The following is a 19,730-nucleotide window of genomic DNA, read 5'->3' on the forward strand; positions in this document are numbered from 1 at the left end:
CCGAATAGCTGGCAAAGCTCTGGTTCCGTTGATGAGTGCTGAGTGACGGCTCGGCGCGTCGATCACCCAGTCCTTAAGCTTCTTCGGGTTTTCCGCACCAGTCGGATCGGGAAACGCTTTGGTCATGTGGAGCCAACATCCAGGTGTTGGCTCGGAGTCGCATGCTGCCGACTACGACTCGGTTGAATCATCGACGAATTCAAACAGCTGCCCCACGTCGACATCGAAGAACTTGCACAGTGAGTTGATCGCGTCGAGATCAACTCGCGTTGCAGTCTCTTGGTACAGCAGCGTAACGGTGTTGCGGTGGAGGCCGGTGTCGCGCGCCACATCGCTGATCTTGAGCTTTCGCTCTCCCATCAGGCGGGACAGGTGGCACTTGATCAAGACATGCTCCGAAGAAAAAAATCATTCAAGATGACAAAAAACACTTGAAGGTGGCATTTATTCCTTCATAATGCCATTCAGGATGACAAAAAAGACGTTTGGATGCTCTTTTGTTGTTCTGATTGTCCCATTAACCTGAAGGAGTGAGAAGTGTCCACATGCACCTACCTGACAACTGATGAGTTGTCGTCCCGCATCAAGTACGACAGCAGAACCATCCGAGATCGACTGAAGGACAGCGTATTGCTTGAAGGCCGTCATTACATCCGTCCATTCGGTGGACGCAAGACGCTCTACATCTGGGAGCACATCGAGACTGATATGGCGCACCACTCGGCCATGGGCTCCGAGGCGATTCCTTTGGCCAATGGGGGTGTGCTCCATGGGTAGCATTCGCCGGCATGAGAGCAAAGGCACGCTCTTCATGGACTTTCGTCATGCGGGACAGCGACTGCGCGAGTACACATCGCTTGCGGACAATGCGGCCAACCGCAAGCGCTTGCAGAAGGCTCTCGATCGCGTCGAGGCGGAGATCGCCCTCGGCACCTTTGACTACCAGAAGACCTTCGGAAAACCGCTGCCATCCAGCCAGCCGGTGTCTGAGGCCGCAGCAGATGAGGGCACGCCTGAACTACAGCGCAACCCCATGTCCCGCACCGGCACACCCACATTCAAGGAGTTTGCCGACATGTGGTTCTCGGAGTCGGAAGTCTCCTGGCGCCGCAGCTACAAGGTGACGCAACGTGGGTCGATCGACCAGTACCTCATCCCCTACTTCGGGGAGAAGGAGGTCGGCCAGATCACCAAGGCAGACGTACTGGCATTTCGGGCAACACTCGCCAAAGTAACCACCCGAAAATCCCAGAGCACATTGTCCAACCGTCGCATCAACTCCGTGATGAAGCCGTTGCGCCAGATCCTTAACGAAGCGGCCGACCGCCTTGAGTTTACTTCTGCGTTTCGCAACATCAAGCCGCTCAAAATGAAGCGCAGTGACGTGATGCCGTTCACCCTGGACGAGGTGCAGCAGATCCTCACCACCGTGCGGGCGGACTATCGTCAGTACTTCACCGTGCGCTTCTTCACCGGCATGCGAACGGGTGAGGCCCACGGACTCAAGTGGAAGTACATCGACTTCGAGCGCCGGTTGATCCTGGTGCGCGAGGCCATCGTGCTCAAAGAAGAGGACGAGCTCAAGACCGACGGCAGTGTGCGCGACATCCAGATGAACGACCTGGTGTTCGATGCGCTGCAGGCGCAGTTCAAGGTGACGGGCAAGACCTCCGAGTTCGTCTTCTGCAACCGCAACGGCACGCCCATCGACAACCAGAATTTTCTGAACCGGGTGTGGTCACCGCTCTTGCGACACCTGGACATCCCGCACCGCCGGGCCTACCAGATGCGCCACACCGCGGCCACCTTGTGGCTGGCCTCGGGCGAAGCGCCGGAGTGGATCGCACGCCAGCTCGGCCACACCAGCACTGAGATGCTGTTCCGCGTCTACAGCCGCTACGTGCCCAACCTGACGAGGCGCGACGGCTCGGCGATGGAGCGCCTGCTCAAGCAGCACATCTCGGTGACACCGGTGCAGGGGAACGTTATCCGCTTGCCCGAAGAAGCTCAGACAGTGGAATTGGTGGAGCACGAATGTGCGGAAGCTGTTCAACCCGACAAGAGTGCCGCGTCTCAGGGGGTGGACCACGCAAGTGCACCGTACGCCCCTACCGCGTCGCATCAGCACGCAGATGACACAGCAAAGGGTGAGGCGCGCAGCAACGAGCAACTCGTTGAGGTCTTGTTCCCCCGGTCAACTGCGCGCCGAAAGCACACGCCCAAGGCGCAATCACTGAGTCCGCTGTCCTTCCTGCGTTCAGCCACATCCGCCGAACGTTCTCCGCAGGACTAGCAAACCCAACCACGCAGATCCCCCCAACTGCCGCAGCCCGAACGTTCGCTCGGGTAAGCAGGAGAGGCGGAGCTTTGCCCAGACCTTTTCAGAAGTTGACGTCTTGACCCTAATTCGCGATGCCTGCGGGCATCCACCTCAAGGACCACACCATGCAAGTTCGCACCCTCATTTTCTCGAGCAAACCTCCGCTGATCCGTGTCAACGGCAAGCCTCGCCTGATTTGGCGCAAGCACCCCACGCCCAAGACCCGCCGCTTGATTCCCGGCCGAGTCCACCGTGTGTCGACTTTCGCCTTTGTCGCGCTCCCCGAGGCCGCCACGCAAAGCCTCAAACCCTCAGCGCGCGCCGCCCTGGTGGACTGGTTCAGCAAGGAGCGCATTCAGGTGGTCATGGACCACAAGGGCCACCACTTCAACGTGACCTTGCGCTCGACCGTCCTGATCGACCGCAAGGACGCCCACACCGAACAGAAGCCCGCTGCGGGGAATCCGCAAGAACCCTCTGGCCGAGCGTGAAGCCTTCGCAAGTGGTCTCAGCCGGCTGAGCCAGCTTGTTCGTCGGTGCAGCAGGCCGCGTCCGTGCACCGAGGCCTCGCCGCCACATCCGTCTCCTCCCGATCCGAATCGCAGTCCCACACAACGCAGGATTTCAAATGAACAAACCTACCCGCAACCGCATCGTCACCACTTCCTTCAACCAGGCCGAGTTCGCCGCGTTCATGAAGAATTCCCCCAGGGAGGTGACCTCGCAGCGCCTGAGCCTGGGCCGTCTGTTCGACCCGAACTGGGCCAACGCCGATCTGTGCGCTTCGGTGCACGCGCAGTTGCCCCTGCACATGCCGCCGATGCTGATCGAATTCATCAAGACCGCGCTCAGCGACGCGACGGTCCGCCGTGCCTACCTCCAGCCGCGTCTGCATGCGAGCCAGCTGGAGTTGCTCACGCCGTGGAAGGGTGCTCTAGACGCAGGCGTTCGTGCCTACCTCTCGCCCATGCTGTCTCCGAGCGAGGCAGACATGGCATTCACCGCTGCGTTCGTGGCGCCCGTCTCGCGCTTCACCGTGCTGCTCCCCGTCGCCGAGTCGGGCGGTGGAGAGCGGGGCGCTCAGGGCGGCGCTAAACATGCCATCGACCAAGGGATTGACCAAGGCGCTGATGAAAACACTGATGAAGGCACCGGCGAAGACGGAGAGGGTGATCGTCCCGTGGTGCTGCCGGCGGATCCGAACGCCTTGCGTGCCGACCTGCTGCACGACGCTCTGCGCCAGCTCGCCCGCCGCAGCACCGGCATGGCCGACACCCTCAGCGCGGTGCTGAATCTGGACCGCGCCGCCTTTGAGGTTGATCCCGAACAGGTGGCGCGCCTGACCGGCGTCGTGGCGCTGGCCGTCACCCCGTTGCACAACCTGTGGCCCGTCACCGTCCAGGAGCGCGCGCTGTCGGTCAAGTACCTGCGCCCCTGAATCGCAAGGCCGGGCCCGGCCGGAAGAACCTCAAAAAATCCTCGCGCCGCGCCCTTGACACGGAGCTCTTTCGTGAGATTTTGGATACGCGACCTCGCACATCACGAGGTCTCAGTACGGCATCAGAACGGCATCACGAAGAAATCGCAAGGAAATCACATGACTGAAACGACACCACCCAATCCGGACGGCGCGACGGAGCAAATCAAGACGATCGTCCAAGAATTGTGGCGAGGAAACATCCGCATCGAGCTGACCGGACATCTGAACATCTTTATCGGGCACAACCTAGAGCACATCACGCCGGCCATGCTGGCCTTGAAATCCGGCGTGCGTCCTGAGAAGGTCATCTGGGAAGCGTTTCCCAACTGGCAAACACAGCATTGGGGGCAAACAGTCCCTTTGACTACTCCACCCACCCCCATGTTGGCGGGTCCCGACGGCTCTCACATCCTGCTGCGTCCGGCGCAAGGCGAGTCGACTAGAAAGATTGATCTGATCAAAGCCTTTCACGATTGGATGCTGGCCTGGAAGGCGGAGGAACAAGCGATGGCATGCGCCGAGGAGGACGCGTTTGAAGACGAGGAGGAAGACGCGGCGCCAGACCCAGTGGAAACTCCTCGCCCCAAATCGAGCCGGTTCGGCTTGGGGTCCCTCGTGATCACCGCTGGGCTGCTGTTCCTGGCCTATGACGCATTCAAGATCTTCATTCCGGCGGACATCACCAAACGGGAGTCGATCGGCGTCCTGGTGTCTGCTCACTCCTCGAGCGACTGGAGTTATCCGTGGCTGTTGGAGACCGATCGTGGTGTCTATCCAGTGGCCAAGGTGCTGATGATTGACAAGGGTGCACCGCTCACGTTGATTGCACTGAGCAACGGCAGACGCGTGATCTGCGAAGAGCGGCTGGTCGTGTGTGCCCGCACCGTCGGGGAGGAGCGGCAGATTTCTGTCAAGGCGGAAGGGCAATGAAGGAGCTGAATATTCATACGCTGTACAGCGTATGAATGTTTTTTAGCGTATCAATGGTTCCGTCTCCCCCCGCGTCCTGATAAACGTCGCGGCGGCGCGACTTCCCACCCCCGCACCATGCTGGTAATGAGTCCTGTGAGTCGCGGCCATTTTTCATAAAGTTTGCGCGACACCGCATGCTCGTCGCTGTCCTATAGATGTGGGGGAGGAAATGAATGGCTTCGCGACGGAAGTTGCCAATGCCTGCTGCGAACACTGAAAACCGCAATGGGCCTTTCTGGGATTTTGAGAGGGATTGGTGCCGAGCCGAAAAGGCCGAGCTGGCATGGACTCTCGACTGCCACAATTCCGCCCCAATCCAGAATCGGCAAAGCCTGCCCAAGGCGGCGGCAAACGACACTCCAGGCGCGCACCTCGATCCAGGGGATGCAGGCAATCTGGTAGGCCTGTCGCTTGGACGTAGAGACCGCATGCGTGTGCCAGACTTCAATGGCCAAAACGAGCCTACCCGTGGTTCGGCAACGCACCACCAAGTCTGGGATGTACCGGCGGCCAGCCATCTTCAAGGGCTCCTCGGCCCGAACAGTGACCGACAGCCCTTCAGCAAACAATGGCTGCAGCGCTCGCCATTCCACCCCGCCATGGAATCGCCCGATGGTCACTTTCCCCGCCAGAAGCTCCTGCTGAATCAGGTCGATCGCCTTGCGGTGAATGCTGATCGTCTTGCGCGAACGCATTCTTTGCCGCGCGTTGTGCCGCCTTCGCGCATTACGCTTGGATCTGAAACGGCCCTTTTCCTGCTTGCCCATGTCGCACTCCTTGAATTGGTGTCGGTACGGGTAAGCTGACAGGCATGAACCTCGATGTGCAGTCCGCAAACATCCTCGTACCGTCCGAATCGGCAGAGCCGGAGCTTGTTCAGGCAGGTAAGGTGGCGCTTACATTCTTGGAAGAGACCGGCCAGTCATCCAGGAACCAGGCGGCTCAGATCTTTCATCTCATGGCCAAACTCGCTGTCGAGAGGGGGGACCGTCTGCCCTACATCGAATACGAGACTGGGCCGTTGAAGGATTTGGTGGCTCCCGCTTCGGCGAAAGGCGCCAGTGCATGGATGAGCCCCCTGTGGAAACAACTGGAGAAACTGCAGAGCGAGTGGGAGCCAGGCCTGAAGGCCACTGCGATTCAGCGTGGGTTTGCCTTCATGCCAAGACTCCAGAAGCTGCAGGGATCGCCCGTCAGATATCAGCTGGTTGCAGAACTCATTGGTGCGGACGAGGGTGAACTCCATCAGACACCTGCGCCTGAGGGCGGGCTGCGATACACGCCAGCTGCTGTGGCGGCTCCAGGGGCGCTGCTTTTGGCCGGGTTGCGCAACGGTGTCCTGCGCAACACACTTCCGCTGGTCATTTCGGCGGGAATTTCTGTTCTGCTGGTCCTGGCATTTGTCGTGCTGAGCGGTTGGTGGATATTTGTCTTGGGCCTGCGCTGGAACGCACCGCTCACCACTGCGCACATCTCGATCTTGGCCCTGTGGTGCTTCGCGGCATGGACGGTCATGCGCCTTTTCAATTTTCTGGGTCAACTAGCCGATCTGGGGATCGTGATGGCCCCGGAGTTCCTCGTGCCGTTCAAGGCAGATCACGTCACCTTGGAACTGCGCCCAAAACAAGGCGACAAGAAAGGTGAGTTCGCTTTCGTTCGCTACACCGCCTCATGTCCCTTGTGCGCTGGGCTCGTGTTGCTGCAGGACGGAGGTGATGAGTTCAAAGGCCGCATCGTTGGACGTTGTGACAATTCACCGAGGGAGCACGTTTACTCGTTTGATCAGAAGCTGCACGTCGGACGTTCCATGCGTGGACAATGAACGGAAAGCCTGCGTGTTGCGGCCGATGCGCCACACTCAGTTCGGTCTCTCTTGTATAGCGGAAACCGGTGCTAAACACGCAAACGCCATGGCCACATTGACTTCCCCTTTTCCTGTCGCCTTTGACTCGGTCAAACCACGCTGCTCAAGCAAGGCAGACCCCTACGCCAGTGAGGCGCAGACCAGTGCACTGTTGCACCGTGGTGCCGAATACAGGCTCCACCGAATCAATGCCTCGGACATGATCACAACCGGCGAAGCGGTTTTGCTGAGCGGCATAAGCCGCGTGACGATCAATGCTTGGATCAAGAGCGGCCGATGCATTGGAGTGAAGCATTTGCGCAGCAGCATCAAGATCCCGAAATGGCAGTTTGAGCCATACGTGTTCCCAGTGCTTCAGACGGTGTCCGAGGCCTTGGCCACCACAGACGGATGGCAGATGCTGTCGTTTCTGGAAACCCCGCACGTGGCGCTAGGAGGACTGGCACCACGTATCGCCTTAGAGCAGGGCGTGACGCGACAGCGCATCGTTGAACTTGCAGCGGCACAAGGGCATTGAGCTCGGCTGCATATGAAACTTAAAGATCTCGGGTTAGACAAAGCCCATCGTCATTCGACCTCGGTGATGAGAGCCAATGCCTCACGTTTGCCCAAGGAAAGCCGCTGGAGAATCTGAGGGACCCGTGAAGCCCGCGGCGCTGCACCGCCGGATTCCCACTTCCAGATCGACAGTGCAGAGACCTCCAGCAATCTGGCCATTTGGTCTTGCGTGAACCCCAGGCGAGCGCGGTTGGTTTTGAGGCGCTCGGCCGTGAAGACCGCCTTGCGGCCAGGTCTTCCTTTTTGTTCTGTACTGACAGGGAGCGCCTTCGAAGTCAGTGTCTTCAAGGGTTGCGTGCCCTGCACCTTCGACAACTTCTTGACCTGTGACTGCAGGGCGCTGAGCTGCTTCTTCAATACGGAAATGTCCGCGCGTTGAACCGCAGAATTCTTGCGAATGGCTGCGATTTCGTCGCGCAGCTCTTTCCGAGCCACACGTGCAATCTCACGTTTGAAGGAGTTTGCGAATGTAGTCATTGTGCAATGGTATGCGAACGGATCAATCTCACGCCCGCGTCCCTTATGCAAAGACGTCATACTGTTGCAGACCAACAATCACCAGCTGTTTCAAATAGCCAGAAGGGTGAAGTGCTACGTTGCAAGTGATCTTAAGCCATTGATTCTTCTGCATCGCCGCACACAAACGATCGTAAAAATCTGGATCTACCAGTGGTATCCAAGTCCCCTCAACTTCGGAATCGCGCAGCAGCAAACTCATACCCTTGGGGTGAGCGAGACGAAAATCCGCGCGATCATTGCCCACTTTGACGGGCAAGGCAACCAACTCCTGAATCTCATTGCTGGCGAGGCGAGGGCTGAGGGACCGAAGGTCGGCAGACCATGCAGTGCCGCAAGCGCCTTGAATTTTTGCTTTGTTGTCGTTGGCCGCAAGCTTCTTGCAAACTCTCATGAGCTCGCCCACGCTCAGGGTCCGGTTACCCACATCCTCAGCGACAAAGTTTGAAGCGGCTACACCGCTGAATTGTCGATTGACTTGTGTCAACAAATCCTGAAAACGTTCAAGAACCAACTTGACTTCGGCATCCACGTAGTTCGACGGGAGTGTCGGATCCATCTGTTTGAGGAAGTTGCGCTGCTTGGCTTCTTTCAACCAGATAGACAGCCCAAACTTGTTTCTCGAAGCATCGCATTCCGGACGAATCTCCACGTCTGACTGGAGCCCCAAGGTATCGAGCACCCGCTGTACGCTGCTTTCTAATGCCAAGAGGCGTTTTACAAAACTGCCCAGCTCTTGGTGCCCATCCACATCAAGTGAACACACAGAGAACGCTTTCTTTTCGATCATTGCATAGCCTTTATGTCTTTGAGCTGGTGAGTGACTGCCAAACAAAAGAAGAACCCGTGAAGCCCGCCCATGGGGGTGGATGCAGGAGATGCCGCCTCGCGGCCGCCGTGAGGGCGTGTCTTCAGAACCAAGTATTTCTCGGGACGCCCATAGCGTTTTTTTACCCATTCGACGGGACATTCGAATCCCATGACGTTGATCCATTCAGACGTGAATCGATCGAGCTCACCTTGCCATATCGCTTGGTCAGTGCCACACTTTTGGAGTCTTGCGATAAAGCACGAAGCGGGAATTTGGGTTGCCAACAAAAACTTGACGATGGGAGCCGCAAGATGGAGTTTCTCCAGAGAAATGCTCCCCGCACGTTTGCATCGTTGCCATGCCGCAGCGGCATCGGCAGTCATGGCGTCCATTGCACTTGAAGAAGCTTGCTTCACCAGGTTGATCACCCGTGGTGACTTGCCGAGATCCAACTGCAGTGCGTGTCTTGCCACAACCGCTCGTATCCATGTCGCACTCGCATTGGCGTCGGCACCCGGCGAGAGCGATGTCTTGATCAAGCTAGCGGTCAGTGGATCGAGCGACTCGGCAACAGCAGCAACAGCGCGACCGAGCTGCTCGATGTGTTGCGGCAAACACGACATCCGACTGCAGACGACATCGAGCTCATCGGTCAGCACGATGTTTTTCAGCGCCTGGATTACCCATTTCAAGGTGAAGTCAACGTTGACGGCGAGCGTCTGAACCTCCATCGATGGCGTCAGCTTGACGGCGTGTCCAGGTTCATGGCGCCAACTTGTAGAGCCGATTGCAAGCTGCTGTACCGTGTTGAAGTAGTAGCGAGCGCCGGCCTCTTCACCCAACACTATGGTGGCGCGGGATTTTGCCTTCCGCAGTGCTCCCGTTGAGCCATCGGTCCAGAATTCCGCTTCCCTCTCTTCCATCAGGTGCACGGCATGGGCGGCATCGATTGCATGCCGAATCGCGTACTCTGGGAAGTGGAAATAGGTGGCCCACTGTGTCCTTCGTGTGCGGTGTCCCATGGCGTTTTGAGACACATCGAGAGGTGAGATCGCGCACGATTTCTGTTCATTGCACATGGCAATACCGCTATCGCTGGCGCGTGTGTGCCGCAAAGTGTGGAACGACACAGAATCGTCACCTGTAACTTGCTTGAGCAGGCGATTGACGAGCAAGTTGCAATGTGCGAACCGGTAGAGACGATCCGGTTGATTGGGATCGCCAAATAGCAGTTCTTGGTCATCAAAGGACTCCTTGCGTCTCACTGTGAGCCAGGACTTGATGAGTTCGCACTCCCAGCCAGCAGGGATGTGGACGGATCTTCGCGCTCCTTTGCCTTTGCCCTTGTGCCACTTAGGTCCCGGGTTACAGGTCACCTGCAGGCCTGATGAAAGCGGAACGATCTGTGAGATACGCATCGGCATCAAGTCGCCGATGCGGAAGGTTCCCCCGCTTCCAAGTGCTGCCATCACCTGAACTTGCTGGTTCACTCGGTGGTCCAGCGATGCTGTCCCCGCTTTGATGAGCAGTGCCTCACGTTCATGGGGCCAGATCACGTTGGCGTGAACCTGGATCTCTTCCACCTTGTTGAAAATGATGCCGGGCATCGGATCGCAGCCATAGGTCTCAACTACCCAGAGGTGGAAAGTCGCCAGTGCAGGTCCGAAGACCTGGGAGCCTGAGTGCGCCGCGAGCTTGTTGAAGAACCGGTACCAATCCCTTGAGTCGAGCGCCACCAACGGCCTGTCCAATGCCACAAGGGTTTTGGCCAAGGGATCGATCAGAGCGTTGATGTAGGCCGAGATGGTTGAAATCGCCGGGTTGGCGCGCTGCAAGCTCCCCGCCGTGAAAAGGTGCATGACCCATCCCACCAGAACCGCGGCGACATGCCCCTCGTCTCGTATGACGTCAACAATGCCCACCAAGCGCTGACGCGCGTGGGCCCGCGCGATGTGGTCGGCCACCCGTATTGTCTGACCCTCTCGGCGCACGGTGGCAACACCTTTCAGCGATGCAATCGTCCTCGTGGGCATGCCTGCTGATGTTTTCTCAGAAGGCGCCAGCATCTGGTCCAGTGCATGCTCCGCAATGAGCGTGAATGTCCCATCACCTTCGGCGTCGATCTCGGTGTCGGCGCCAAGGCGGGTATCGGTGGACGTGTGTAGTGGGTTCAGCCGGTTGATCACGCCGGTGGGAAGCGCCTGTATGGGGAGTTCCTCTCGAATGTGGCTGTAACCAGCACTGGGCAAGCACGTGTAGAGCCAGGCGCTGGCATCCTGCAGAACCTTCTCCAGTATGGAGTCATCGACGAAATCGCTTGATGCAGGGTAGTGAGCGGACAACCAGTCTGAGACCCGCTTCGTGACCTTCGTGGGCTCGAAGGGCGCATTGAGACAGTGCAAGGACCGCAGCGTGCGAGCTGACAGCAACCGGATCTGGTTTCTCCCGGGCCGTTTGTCGTGGTCAGGTAGTACGACTCTTTTGCCCCCGGGCGCAGGTTCGGCGGCCAAGATCACGTTCAATAGCCCGTCATATTGATGCCGAGAACAGATGCCTTCGTAGGCCAAACCACACAGCGCCACTCGCAGAGACGGCTCCATCGCTGCCAACCTGGGCCCCAGGCTTCTCAAGAATTCATCAAACCGGTGTGCCTCAAGGGAAGACTGCGTACTCAGCGTGAAGACGGAGGTCGATCTCCTGCTGAGATGGCCGCGCGCAGCGTCTTTCACCGAGCCGCGCAACGTTATTGAATCGCCTGGAGGCTGCTTGCTCATTTGGATCCTTTCGAGAGACCCTTGACGGCAAAGACGCCGGTGCGAGTTGTGATCTTGTCGCAGGCTTGGCAAAGGCGGTCCATTCGACCTTGATGCGTCTCATGACCCAAGGAGCACTGCGAATTGATGTGGTTTCCCTGGTGCCGCAAAAAGCCTTGAACGTCCGCGAGGGTCTCGCCCGCGATGCAAAGCTCGGACGCAAAAAAGTGACGACCGAAATCGCGATTGATCGGCTGCGCACGATCGCAAAAAATGGCATCAGCAGTGATTTCTTCTGGCACACCTTCGCCGGAGAGGAAGAAGAGGGCGTTCACTTCGCGCTTGTCCAGAATGGAGTGGATGCGCGCAACGGCCGCTTTTGCCCGCGTTCCCAGCAACGTTTCAAGCCGCAACGACAAACTCTGCAGATGTGCCTCCCAGAGCTGCAGCTGAAAGTGGGTCATTGGGCTGATGTGCACGGGCGTTCTGCCACCAGCTATTCCGACATCCTTGTCATCGATATAGCCAAAGATGGATTTCGAGAACCACGAGCTGGCAAGGAAAGTGATCCGACTTGTTCGCCTCGCACCAGATACGAACTGGAGAAACAAGGCGACGTAGCTTGCATACATGTTGTGAAAGGTGATGAGCGCCTGAAGTGAGGAGCGTCGCTGAACTCGATGTGTGTCCACGAGCGTGCGCCGCTCATCAAAGATGGCGCACACACTCTCCGTAGTGGGGCAACGTTTCGATCCCACGTACTCGCCAGATTCATCCATCCGTTCACTGGGACCAAGGCCGAGGTCTTCGAAAACGTCGGACCGCAGGTGCCAGATCAAAGACTCGGGCAGTGCGATGTAGTGCAGGTCTGAAGCGTCCATGAGTTCAAAGGACAGAAAGGCGTACGCGGCGACCGCGCGTTGTTCCGACTTTCGCGCAGCGTGGGCACCCATCGACCGAATCAACGTGGCACGGTCCGATCTCTGGTTGAAATCACGTGCTTCAGAGCGTTGACCCGCGGTGTGCAGATCTCCCAGCTTGGCTGCCTGCGGACAATCGTGAATGGCTTGCCGCAATAGTCCCGAGAGTTTCAGGGGAAGGCAGAGTCGAAGTAAGGTCCTGTTCGGATGCGCGCCAGGAACAGCCTGTCCCAGGTCCCTCAACACGGGTTTCAGATCCACGAAAAGAACCCCCTGCCCAACATCCAACCAGAACATCCCATCAGACTGGTGTGCACCGTGGGCCAAGGGCATGTCCTGGGCGATGTTCCAAGGCAAACCTGTGGCCATGGCGATCAGAGTCGTGAGACTTTCCCATTGGCCGTCTTCGACCAATGCCAGATGTTCTGCGATCCGCTGTGAAAGCAGATCTGCAACCAAAAACATTCTGCCGTCCGCGGCTTGCTGCTGCGCAGGATGATCGCTGTAGATGGTCCCGCGCAGGTGGCTGCACATCCGCGCGCCTGTCAGGAACGAATCGTCGCTTTTTGATCTCTCTTTCAAGTCAAGCAGGGCGAGCAACTGAGAAGTGCTGTCCTTGAACAACTTGTCCAGTTGGTCGTTTTGTTCCGGAGACAAAGCTGGCTGCTTCTCAAGCGCGCGTTGCAAGACGAGCAGCTTGGACAACTTCCCCTTGTGCATCGGCTCTTGCCGCAACAACGTGCACATGATGAAGTTGCCCGCTACGGTGGTAACGCGTTGATCCCGTGCTTCCGTTGCTCGTAGAAAAAATTTCAGGGTGTCCGACCCAGTGTGTGTGAGCCTCGCATCAATGGGTGCTGTGCGGTCGTACTCGGCAAGCGCTGCATCGATGCGCTCTCGGTGGACTGAAAAGTGGCTTTTCAATCGGGCACTGTCGCCCATGGCAGCGCTCAGACACACTTGCACTGCCTTCATCACCCGGGTGAGGTCGACCTGAGAGGGCTGAATGCCCAGGAGCTGAAAAGTCGTGGCAATGCTCTCCGCAGCTTGTTCGGAGAGGGGACTTGTAATCATTGCAAATCTGGGGTGGAACGCGACTGTTGGCATGTCATTGCCCGGTGGTTGGTTTAGCGCTTGCCCGTTCAAGCGCCAACAGCGGCCAGAAGGACGCCACGAATGCGGGAATGTTTGTGAGCGCGGCAAAGGCACTCGAAGTCGATGCGCGCCGAGATCGGTCGCGATCAGATCAGCGCAGCCGGTGGTGGGCGCTGTGCAGCGGCGGGTGTGCTCAAGCTCGAAACGCCCGCATTCGCGGGGATTCGGCACGAGTGGCCACTGAAGTTTTCCTGGTCGTATAGATCAGGTGGATTTGAGGCTGCAGCCTGGGGGCTGAGGTGCACAAATCGTTGGGTCAAGTCTGACACTGGGTCAGAACGCACTCCAAATGAAGTGCGGTATGGGGGCTATGTTCTGCGAACTTGGGGAGCCGCGCAAGCGTTGGCGACCAGTCCGCTTCTGAGCCTAAAAACGAAACTGTTTGCTTCAGCTGATGTGAGCCTCACGGGAAGGAGTCCGGATCGTTGTGTCAAAAAGGTTGCCGTGGTCGCTTTCCAAGCGTGGATTTCGCACGATTCCCCCATCACCCAGCTTGCTATATACAATCGCCATATACATTGCGCTTGAAGGAGCCACCATGTCCATAGGTACCGTCTTCATCAACAACCGCACCCAGGCGGTTCGTTTGCCAATTGATGTGCGCCTGCCCGACGGGGTGCGCAAGGTCGAGGTGCGCGCCAAGGGCAACGAGAGGATCATCGCGCCGGTCGGCCAAACGTGGGACAGCTTCTTCTTGGATGGCCCGACTGTCAGCGAAGACTTCATGTCCGAGCGAGCATCTCAGCAACAGGCGGAACGGGAAAGCCTCTGATGCTGCGTTACCTGCTGGACACCAACATCGTTATCTACGTCCTCAAACGACGCCCCCCGGAAGTTCTATCTGTCTTCAACGCCAACGCCAGTCGCATGGGGATCTCGTCGATCACACTGGCCGAACTCATTCACGGCGCTGAGAAAAGCACGCGAATCAGTGAGAACCTTTCCGTCGTTGAGGATTTTTGTAGCCGCCTCGAGGTGTTGCCTTACACCAGCAAAGCCGCCCAGCATTACGGAGCTATCCGCGCTGGCCTGGAGAAGCTGGGGCAGCCGATTGGTGTGAACGATATCCACATCGCTGCGCACGCCCGAAGTGAGGGATTGGTGCTGGTCACCAATAACGTGTCAGAGTTCAAAAGGGTGCCAGCGCTTGAGATTGAGAACTGGGTGGGGTCGGTGGGGTGATCTGGGGAGGATCGATCGAGCGGCGTTCCAAAAAGCCAACTCCAACTCCAAACTCAACCAGCACCGTGGGATGTTCGTAACCCTCAAAGACGATGAGATCGTGCTGGCCTGCGCTTCAAACAAGCTTCAGGGTGGGGCTATGGTCACTTGGGCATTGATTGACCCACGAGGCACTTTTCGCCATCGACTTGCGGTTGGCTGTGACTTTCGGCGGCAATGGTCGCAAAGTGAATGTGATGAATAGTCACAGGCCACTTCAGAGAACTCTTTGTACATCAATGACTTATGGACAAATGCCGCCACTTGCTAGCTTGTGCTGGCTGATGCTGCATGCAGATGTGGAACGTCATCTCTGGCCTCCGAAGCCATCGTGGGTTCGATCCCCGCCAGCCGCACCAACACCTCATCGCCCCTGGCCCCTTCGCGCGGCCACCATCGGCGAATACCGCCCTCCGTGATCTGAAAAGTAGCCCGAAAAGCGGGCTGTCTGTCGTCGGCCTGGCCGAAGTTCAGGCTGTAAAAGCGGTGGTCGGTTCTCATGGCGATGCAATTCGTCAAGTCGTTCTACGTGCTCCAGGCCGAAGGAAAGAATGCTGAAAAACAGCAGGCACTTCTTTCCTTCAACCTCATGCCAGGAGACGCCATGGACCGGTCAGCAACACGCAGATTCGCGCAACAAAGACGCAGTGCCTCAAGCCCTTTCGCCGCCCGGCAGGCCGGCTTCACGCTGGTGGAAATGGCGGTGGTGCTGGTCATCATCGGCGTGATTCTCGGCGCCGTCATGATCGGGCGGGATGCGCAGCGCAACGCGGAGTACCTGCGCATTCGCCAGACGTTTGTAAACCAGTGGGCGGTGGCCTACAACTCCTATGTGCAACGGACGGGGGTGCCGCCTGGGGACGATGTTGGCGCGCCCCGGTTGATGGTGAACGGGGCTGCCATCCTAAATCCGCCGGGGGGGGATCTCTCCGCTTTCGTGGGTCCAGGCGCACTTTGTGGAGCCAATGCTTCCCCAGGGCTGGCCGCCGGCGCGCCTGCTCAAAATTCAACCATGCGCAATGTCTTTCTCACAGTGGGCATCGAATTGCCCAGTGGGCGGGGGTTGAATATGGAGGATCGCTATGTCTATCTGGACACGAATGGCATTCCCCAGGAACTCCAGGTGTGCTTCCAGTGGAATGCGCCCGGAACATTGTCAGGAGCCGGCAATGTCATGGTGATCTCCGGCTTGACCCCCGACTTGGCGCAGTCGCTGGATGCTGCCATTGATGGTCAGGGGGCCGCCAACAGAGGAAGCTTTCGACAGGCCAATGTCGCAATGGTCGCAGGGACTGCCGGCTGCAGTCGTCAAATCATCTTCGTAAGCCACGCTTGGCAGTAGGAAGGGCATCAAATGGCTGCTTGGTGCCATGAGTTGCTGGGCCAGCGGTGTCGGATGCGATTTCCCGGTACTTCAGGCCTCAAGTTTTTGAAGGGCGATTCATCCGGCTTTTGCGGCGTGGCGCGCCACCCCCCGGGCCACTCGTGCGACGAGGCGCGCGGCCACGCGGGCGGTCAGGCCATCGCGGTCGAAGGATGGGTTGAGTTCGGCGATGTCGGCGGCCACGAGGCGGCCAGACGCGAGCACCTCATCGACCAGCGTTTGCACCGCAGCCAGCGGTACCCCCAGCGGGGCCGGCGCCGACACGCCGGGTGCCTGGCCTCCCGGCAGCACGTCCAGACACACCGTGAGGTACACCGCGTCGCAGGCTTGCAGGTCGGTGGCCAGGGCCTGACGCGCGGCCTCCAGGCCAGCGGGGTGCTGCAGCTCGTCGTCGAGCCAGTGGCGAACGCCCATGGATTGCGCCCGCTCGAACAGCGCTTGTGTGTTGGCGTACTCGCTGATGCCGAAGACCCGGTAGTTGAAGGGCCTTGCGTGGGCGGTGCACCACGCATGCATCTGGCGGAAGGGCGTGCCGGAATTGCCCTGTGAGGCCTCGCGCAGGTCGAAGTGCGCGTCCAGATTCACGATGAGCAGGCGCTTGTGCGCGGGCAGTGCGCGCACGACACCCTGGAAGGTGCCCCAGGCCATTTCGTGGCCGCCGCCCAGCACCAGGGGCAGGCTCTGGCGCTCGAGGGCGCTGGCTACTCGCGTGGCCAGCGCTTCTTGCGCCGCTTCGAGCGCGCCGTTTTCGCAGTGCACATCACCCGCGTCGTGCAGCTCGGGTTCGCCCAGCACCGGCAGGTTGGCCAGGGCAGCACGCAGTGCGTGGGGACCTTCTGCGGCGCCGGTGCGGGCGGCGTTGCGGCGCACGCCTTCGTCCACCGCGAAGCCGATGAGGGTGACGCCTCCGTGCGAATCGACGGCGAGCGGGCGCACGTGTTGGTGCCATCGGGGGGTGGGCCCGCTGTCTTCGGCGTCGATGCGCCCCTGCCATTGAAATGCGGACGTGGTGTGTTGCGGGGTCATGCGCGCTCCTGTGCGCCGTGAATGGTGCGCATCACCGCATGATGACCGAACCAGTAGGCGAGTTCGTTGGGGTGGTCAAGGTTCCAGGCGACGAAATCGGCGCGCTGGCCGGGGGCGAGTTGCCCCCGATCGTGCAGGCCCAGGGCGCGGGCAGCATTCAGCGTGATGCCTTGCACGGCCTCCAGCGGTGTGAGCCGGAACAGCGTGCACGCCATGCTCGCCATGAGCAGGAGCGACAGGCTGGGCGAAGTGCCCGGGTTGTGGTCGGTGGCCACGGCCATGGGCACGCCGGCAGCGCGCAGCGCAGCCACCGGCGGCAGCTGGGTTTCGCGCAGGAAATAGAAGGCACCGGGCAAGAGCACGGCCACCGTGCCGCCGTGGCGCAGGAGCGGAATGTCGGCTTCGCTCAGGTGTTCGAGGTGATCGCACGACAGCGCACCCAGCGAGGCGGCCATGGCGGCGCCGTGCTGGTTGGAGAGTTGTTCGGCGTGCAGCTTGATCGGCAGTCCGAGCGCGCGGGCGGCGTCGAACACGCGGCGCGTGTTGGCCGGTGAGAAACCGACGTTGTCGCAAAAGGCATCCACCGCATCGACCAACCCTTGGGCGTGCAGGTCAGGCATCCAGGCGCACACCGCGTCGATGTAGTCGTCCGCGCGGCCCTCGAATTCAGGCGGCACCGAGTGGGCGCCCAGAAAGGTGGTGCGCACGCTCAGGGGCAGCTCGCGCCCCAGGCGGCGGGCCACGCGCAGGCACCGCGCCTCGGCTTCGAGCGACAGGCCGTAGCCCGATTTGATTTCCAGCGTGGTCACACCCTCGGCCATCAGCCGCCGGGCCCGTTGCCCAGCCAGCGCGAACAAAGCTTCTTCGCTCGCGGCGCGGGTGGCCGCCACGGTGGAGCGGATGCCGCCGCCCGCCTGCGCAATGGCTTCGTAGCTCGAGCCGTTCAGGCGCAGTTCGAATTCATTCGCGCGGTTGCCCGCGTAGACCAGGTGGGTGTGGCAGTCCACCAGCCCCGGCGTGATCAAGGTCTGGCCGAGGTCGTGCTCGGTGCCCACGCGCTGGCGGAACTCCACTGACATCTCGCTCGCTGGCCCCACCCATTCGATTTGCTCGCCCTGCGTGAGCAGGGCGCCGTTTTCGATCAGGCCCCAGCTGTTGTTTGCCAGGGTGGCCATGCGGGCGCTGCGCCAGAGCACCAGGTTTTTCATGCGGTCCACACGGCGTCGAACAGGTCGGCACAACCGGCGCTGGCCGCGCCCTGCATCACCAGCCGCCGCGCGGCCTCGATGTCGGGTGCGAAGAGGCGATCGCATGCGTAGAAGGGCACTTGCTCGCGCAGCGTGCCGTGGGCGCGTGCCAGCGTGGGCGAGGTGGCGAGCGGGCGGTGGAAATCGACGCCCTGCGCGGCGGCCAGCCATTCGATGCCGAGGATGGTGGCGGTGTTCTGCGCCATTTCGCCGAGCCGGCGGCCCGCGAAAGTGGCCATGCTCACGTGGTCCTCCTGGTTGGCCGAGGTGGGCAGGCTGTCCACGCTGGCCGGGTGCGCGTGCGACTTGTTTTCGGACGCGAGCGCGGCGGCGGTCACGTGCGCGATCATGAAGCCCGAGTTCAGCCCCGGGTTGTCGACCAGGAACGGCGGCAGGCCAGACAGGCTGGCGTCGATCAGCAGCGCGATGCGGCGTTCGGCCAGCGCACCGATCTCGGCAATGGCCAGGGCCAGCGTGTCAGCGGCAAACGCCACCGGCTCCGCGTGGAAGTTGCCACCCGAAAGCACTTCACCGGTGTCGGTGAACACCAGCGGGTTGTCGGTGACGGCGTTGGCTTCGATCAGCAGCGTGCGCGCGGCCTGCACGATGAGGTCGCGGCACGCGCCCATCACCTGGGGCTGGCAGCGCAGGCTGTAGGGGTCCTGCACGCGTTCGTCGTTTTCGAGGTGCGAGAGCCGGATGGCGCTGCCGTGCAGCAAGCGGCGCATCACGGCGGCCAGCGCGATCTGGCCCGGCTGGCCGCGCACCGCGTGGATGCGCGGATCAAACGGCGCGTCGCTGCCCTTGGCGGCGTCCACGCACAGCGCACCGGTGACGGTGCCGGCCTCCAGCAGCCGCTCGGCCATGAAGAGACCGTGCAAGGCAAGCGCGGTGGACACCTGCGTGCCGTTGATAAGCGCCAGGCCTTCCTTGGCGGCCAGCGTGAGCGGTGCGATGCCGGCTTGTCGCAAGGCCTGTGCCGCAGGCATCACCTCGCCATTCACGCGCGCATCGCCTTCGCCCATGAGGGTGAGCGTCATGTGCGAAAGCGGTGCCAGGTCGCCAGACGCACCCACCGAACCCTTGACGGGAATGAGGGGCACGATACCGGCGTTGAACACCGCCAGCAGCGTGTCGATGACGACCGGGCGCACGCCCGAGTAACCACGCGCCAGGCTGGTCGCCTTCATCGCCATGACCAGGCGCACCGTGGCATCCGACATGGGCTCGCCCGTGCCCACCGAGTGCGACAGGATCAGGTTGCGTTGCAGCAGCTCGAGCTGGTCGTCGGGGATGCGCGTGCGAGCGAGTTTGCCAAAGCCGGTGTTGATGCCGTAGGCCGCATCGCCTTGATCCACGATGCGCTGGATGGTGGACGCCGACGCGTCGATGCCGGCTCGGGCGCTCGCGGGCAGTGCGATCGGGAGCGCGTGCGTCCAGAGCAGGCGCAGGTCGGCCAGGGTCATATGGCCAGGGTTCAGGGTGAGTGGATTCTTGTTCATC

Annotated in this window: 19 protein-coding genes; 10 read left to right on the top strand and 9 right to left on the bottom strand. The window is 60.2% G+C overall.

Annotated features, from left to right (window positions below):
- Positions 1-171 precede the first annotated feature (171 nt).
- Complete coding sequence (locus tag CAP37_RS14865) at positions 172-387, bottom strand: helix-turn-helix transcriptional regulator (RefSeq protein WP_086125028.1); 216 nt, start codon at positions 385-387, stop codon at positions 172-174.
- Between the two features lie 150 nt (positions 388-537).
- Here CAP37_RS14865 and CAP37_RS22070 point away from each other — a divergent pair, with 150 nt between their 5' ends.
- The 5 genes from CAP37_RS22070 to CAP37_RS14890 all read left to right on the top strand — a co-directional run bounded on the left by CAP37_RS22070 (position 538) and on the right by CAP37_RS14890 (position 4,730).
- Positions 538-777 (top strand): hypothetical protein, encoded by a 240-nt coding sequence (locus CAP37_RS22070; RefSeq protein WP_086125029.1) that lies wholly within the window; start codon positions 538-540, stop codon positions 775-777.
- Positions 778-811: 34 nt separating this feature from the next.
- Positions 812-2,293 carry a site-specific integrase gene (locus CAP37_RS14875; protein ID WP_256927014.1) on the top strand — a complete coding sequence of 494 codons (1,482 nt, stop codon included), beginning with the start codon at positions 812-814 and terminating at the stop codon, positions 2,291-2,293.
- A gap of 152 nt (positions 2,294-2,445) precedes the next feature.
- Positions 2,446-2,811 (top strand): hypothetical protein, encoded by a 366-nt coding sequence (locus tag CAP37_RS14880; protein WP_143435948.1) that lies wholly within the window; start codon positions 2,446-2,448, stop codon positions 2,809-2,811.
- A 137-nt stretch (positions 2,812-2,948) separates the two neighbouring features.
- Entirely contained in the window at positions 2,949-3,758 is an 810-nt protein-coding gene (locus CAP37_RS14885) for a hypothetical protein (protein ID WP_086125031.1), read from the top strand.
- Positions 3,759-3,917: 159 nt separating this feature from the next.
- Positions 3,918-4,730, top strand: coding sequence for a hypothetical protein (locus tag CAP37_RS14890; RefSeq protein WP_086125032.1), 813 nt, complete (start codon positions 3,918-3,920; stop codon positions 4,728-4,730).
- A gap of 191 nt (positions 4,731-4,921) precedes the next feature.
- Here the strand turns inward: CAP37_RS14890 and CAP37_RS14895 are convergent, their stop codons facing one another.
- Positions 4,922-5,539 carry a hypothetical protein gene (locus CAP37_RS14895; RefSeq protein ID WP_086125033.1) on the bottom strand — a complete coding sequence of 206 codons (618 nt, stop codon included), beginning with the start codon at positions 5,537-5,539 and terminating at the stop codon, positions 4,922-4,924.
- A 44-nt stretch (positions 5,540-5,583) separates the two neighbouring features.
- Here CAP37_RS14895 and CAP37_RS14900 point away from each other — a divergent pair, with 44 nt between their 5' ends.
- On the top strand, positions 5,584-6,594 hold the full coding sequence (locus tag CAP37_RS14900) for a hypothetical protein (RefSeq protein WP_086125034.1): 1,011 nt from the start codon (positions 5,584-5,586) through the stop codon (positions 6,592-6,594).
- 88 nt (positions 6,595-6,682) lie between these two features.
- Entirely contained in the window at positions 6,683-7,153 is a 471-nt protein-coding gene (locus tag CAP37_RS14905; protein WP_086125035.1) for a helix-turn-helix domain-containing protein, read from the top strand.
- Positions 7,154-7,203: 50 nt separating this feature from the next.
- On the opposite strand, the gene CAP37_RS14910 is transcribed toward CAP37_RS14905, so the two are convergent.
- The 4 genes from CAP37_RS14910 to CAP37_RS14925 are packed head-to-tail and all read right to left on the bottom strand — an operon-like array spanning position 7,204 to position 13,301.
- Entirely contained in the window at positions 7,204-7,671 is a 468-nt protein-coding gene (locus CAP37_RS14910) for a helix-turn-helix domain-containing protein (RefSeq protein ID WP_086125036.1), read from the bottom strand.
- Positions 7,672-7,714: 43 nt separating this feature from the next.
- Positions 7,715-8,500 (bottom strand): hypothetical protein, encoded by a 786-nt coding sequence (locus tag CAP37_RS14915; RefSeq protein WP_086125037.1) that lies wholly within the window; start codon positions 8,498-8,500, stop codon positions 7,715-7,717.
- A complete protein-coding gene (locus tag CAP37_RS14920) occupies positions 8,497-11,295 on the bottom strand; it encodes a site-specific integrase (protein ID WP_143435950.1) in 2,799 nt (932 codons plus the stop codon). The genes CAP37_RS14915 and CAP37_RS14920 overlap by 4 nt, the downstream gene beginning before the upstream one ends.
- Positions 11,292-13,301 carry a hypothetical protein gene (locus tag CAP37_RS14925; RefSeq protein WP_179190243.1) on the bottom strand — a complete coding sequence of 670 codons (2,010 nt, stop codon included), beginning with the start codon at positions 13,299-13,301 and terminating at the stop codon, positions 11,292-11,294. Before CAP37_RS14925 ends, CAP37_RS14920 begins: the two co-directional genes overlap by 4 nt.
- A 586-nt stretch (positions 13,302-13,887) precedes the next feature.
- Here CAP37_RS14925 and vapB point away from each other — a divergent pair.
- The 3 genes from vapB to CAP37_RS14945 all read left to right on the top strand — a co-directional run bounded on the left by vapB (position 13,888) and on the right by CAP37_RS14945 (position 15,912).
- A complete protein-coding gene (vapB, locus tag CAP37_RS14930) occupies positions 13,888-14,121 on the top strand; it encodes a type II toxin-antitoxin system VapB family antitoxin (protein WP_086125040.1) in 234 nt (77 codons plus the stop codon).
- On the top strand, positions 14,121-14,531 hold the full coding sequence (locus CAP37_RS14935; protein WP_086125041.1) for a type II toxin-antitoxin system VapC family toxin: 411 nt from the start codon (positions 14,121-14,123) through the stop codon (positions 14,529-14,531). The genes vapB and CAP37_RS14935 overlap by 1 nt, the downstream gene beginning before the upstream one ends.
- 538 nt (positions 14,532-15,069) lie before the next feature.
- Positions 15,070-15,912, top strand: a complete 843-nt coding sequence (locus tag CAP37_RS14945) for a type II secretion system protein (protein WP_256927015.1) — start codon at positions 15,070-15,072, stop codon at positions 15,910-15,912.
- Between the two features lie 99 nt (positions 15,913-16,011).
- Here CAP37_RS14945 and hutG read toward each other — a convergent pair whose 3' ends face one another.
- Genes hutG through hutH form a run of 3 tightly spaced genes read right to left on the bottom strand, consistent with a single transcriptional unit; the run spans position 16,012 to position 19,729 of the window.
- Positions 16,012-16,980, bottom strand: coding sequence for a formimidoylglutamase (gene hutG, locus CAP37_RS14950; protein ID WP_086125043.1), 969 nt, complete (start codon positions 16,978-16,980; stop codon positions 16,012-16,014).
- Positions 16,977-18,188 carry an imidazolonepropionase gene (hutI, locus tag CAP37_RS14955; RefSeq protein ID WP_086125044.1) on the bottom strand — a complete coding sequence of 404 codons (1,212 nt, stop codon included), beginning with the start codon at positions 18,186-18,188 and terminating at the stop codon, positions 16,977-16,979. Before hutI ends, hutG begins: the two co-directional genes overlap by 4 nt.
- Positions 18,185-19,729 (bottom strand): histidine ammonia-lyase, encoded by a 1,545-nt coding sequence (gene hutH, locus CAP37_RS14960; protein WP_086125045.1) that lies wholly within the window; start codon positions 19,727-19,729, stop codon positions 18,185-18,187. The genes hutI and hutH overlap by 4 nt, the downstream gene beginning before the upstream one ends.
- Position 19,730 lies beyond the last annotated feature (1 nt).

The sequence above is a fragment of the Hydrogenophaga sp. IBVHS1 genome (assembly GCF_002127265.1).
Lineage (GTDB): Bacteria > Pseudomonadota > Gammaproteobacteria > Burkholderiales > Burkholderiaceae_C > Hydrogenophaga.